The 2627-nt window shown below is 73.8% G+C and carries 2 protein-coding genes; both read right to left on the reverse strand.

Annotated elements, in window-relative coordinates; all coding sequences use genetic code 11:
* A partial coding sequence (locus tag ROTAS13_RS22715) for a hypothetical protein (protein ID WP_139323511.1) occupies positions 1-2382 on the reverse strand: 2382 nt, incomplete at its 3' end.
* On the reverse strand, positions 2382-2627 hold a 246-nt coding region (locus ROTAS13_RS22720), incomplete at its 5' end, for a BamA/TamA family outer membrane protein (protein ID WP_171979212.1). The genes ROTAS13_RS22720 and ROTAS13_RS22715, both read right to left, overlap by 1 nt.

A 2627-nucleotide genomic window follows, 5' to 3' on the forward strand; every position in this document is an offset into this window, starting at 1 on the left:
GCCCAGGCGCAGCGTGCCGCCCGGCCGGGCCGCCAGCGCCATGTCGCCGATCCGGATGCCGCCATCCTGCCGCAGCGTCACCGTGGCGGGCGCGGTCAGGCGGATGCCCATCTGCCCCCGCGTCACGTCCAGCGCAGCGAGGTTCACCGTGCGGTCCGCGCTCACCGCATCGATCCTGGCGCGGGTGTTGAGCCGGGCGTCGAGGGCGGCGATCTGGGCCTGGAGGTTCAGCGCGTCGAGCGCGCCCTCGGCCTTCACCGTGCCATCGACCGGCGTTCCGGCGGCGGTCAGCCGGTTCAGCCGCAGGTCGGCCTTCACCGTCTGTACGCCGCGGGCATCCGGGACACCCCGGGCCTCCAGGTTCAGACCGCCGGCAAGCGGTATGCCGGCGATGCCGGAGAGCGGCGTGAGGTCGCGGGCCTCCAGCTTCACCTGCCCGTCGAAGAGCAGCTTCGCGATGTCGAAGTTGCCGCCGCCGTCCAGGCGCAGTGGGCCGAGGACTGCGGCGAGGCGCTCGATGCGCAGGACCTGCTCGTTCAGCGCGGAGGCCGCGTCGAGGCTCAGCGGCTGTCCGTCCAGCCGGCCGCTCAGCTTCGCGGAGCCGGTCGGAGGGGAGAGGCGGGCAAGATCGGCATCGAGCTGGAGGTTCTCCAGCTTGTGGCCTTGCGCGATCAGCTCGGGGCTGTTCACCTTGGCCTGTACGGTGGGGGCGGCGAGGGTGCCGCCCACATGCAGGTCGGCCTGCATCCGCCCGCGCACCGGCTGGCCGGTGGCCTCGGCATTGGCGAGGCGGATCTGCGCCGTCAGGTCCAGCGGGTCCCGGTAGGAGCCGGAGGCCGTGGCGGTGAGGCCTGCCCCGGTCAGCTCCAGTTGCTCGATCCGCCTCAGGTCGCCGCGCAGGGTCAGCACGGGCTCCTTGCCGAGCAGCCCCGGCGCCGGTTCCGGCAGGCGCGGGTCGCGCATCACCAGCTTCGCCTCCACCATCGGGTCCTGCTGCGTGCCGGTGACGGTGCCGTCGAGTTCCAGCGCCCCCCAGCCGATGCTGGCCGGCAGCAGGTCGCCCAGCGCCTTCGCATCGCCCATGCGCGCCTTCAGCGCGAGGTCGAGCGTGTCGCGGTAGCGGCCCGAGGCCTCCAGGTTCAGCCCGGCGCCCGCCACGGTCAGGCGTTCGATGCGCTCGCCGTCGCCCTTGAGGTCCAGCCGGATGGCGTCGCCCACCAGGGTCGGCGGCGCCTGCGGGATGCGTGGCTGGCGCACCACGCCTTGTGCCTCGATGCCCGGGGCGCTGGTGGAGCCGGTGACATGGGCGTTCAGCGTGATGCCGTCCCAGCCCATCCCTTGGGGCAGCAGGCCGCCCAATGCCTCGGAACGGCCGAGCTCCGCCTTGACTGTCAGGTCGCTGTTGTCGCCGACATAGCCGCTGCCTTCCACGCGGCCCGGCGCGGCGGAAACGAGGAAGCTGTTCAGCCGCAGGCCGGCGCCCTCGGGCCGCAGGTCCACGGCGAAGTCGCCGCCGGTGACCGGAGCGGGCAGCAGGCCGGGGGCCTGGACATTGCCCCTGGCCACCAGGCCCAGGCCGCCGGTCGCCGGCAGGGCCAGCGTGCCGTCCGCCTGGGCCTTCAGCGCATCGCCGATGGCGGCGCGCAGCGTCAGCGCGGCGCCCTCGGCCGGACCGTCCAGGGTGATCCGGGCGCTGCCGGGGGCAGGGGGCAGGCCGAGCAGCCCGGCCACCATGCCGCCCGCGGGCTCGTCATAGGACAGGTTCAGCTTCACCCGCTGCCCGGGGGCCAGGGCGACATCGGCATCCAGCGCGCCGGGCATGTCCAGCCGCCGCGCCTTCACGCCGAGGAAGGCGCCGTCCTCACCCAGCCGCCCGCCCGCCTGCAGGTTCAGCGCCGCGGGCATCCCGGCCACCGCCTGCCCGATCTCCAGCCGCTCGACCTCCAGCGCCTCCAGCGCAAGGCCGACGGGAAGCTGGGGCAGGGAGGGGATCAGGCTGCCGCCCTCGCTGGGCTGCGGCTCCGGCGCCGGGGCGGTGCTTTCCGGCACGCGCTCGAAATCCAGGCGGCTGGCATGGAGGCGGCGGATGCGGACCTCCCGGTGCAGCAGGGCACCGAGATCCATGTCCAGCGAGGCGTTCTCGATGGTCAGGTAGGTGCCCTTGGCATCGGCCATGGCGATCCGGTCGATGCGCGGGCCGAAGGGCAGGCCGCCATGCAGCCCCTCGATGGTCAGGCCGGGCACGTACTGCCCGGCCAGCCGGGCGATCATCGCCTGCCCGGGCGAGGTATTGGCGAAGACCAGCACGCCGCCGACCACGACGACGGGGAGGAGGATCAGGACCAGCAGCAGGATGCCGGCCCACTTCAGCGCGCGCCGCATCAGAAGGCCTGCCCGATGCCGATATAGAGGCCGTAGCCGGAATCGCCCGGCAGCTTCTTCAGCGGGAAGGCCACGTCGGCGCGGATCGGGCCGATGGCGGTGGCGTAGCGCACGCCCAGGCCGGCGCCGAAGGCCAGGTTGCTGAAGCCGGGCGCGCTGTCCTCCTGCACGCTGCCGCCATCGACGAAGGCGGCCATGCCCCAGGCGCCCGCGATGCGCTGCCGCACCTCCAGGCTGGCCTCGAC

Origin of the sequence: Roseomonas sp. TAS13, assembly GCF_001950415.1 — a bacterium.
Classification (GTDB): domain Bacteria; phylum Pseudomonadota; class Alphaproteobacteria; order Acetobacterales; family Acetobacteraceae; genus Roseomonas; species Roseomonas mucosa.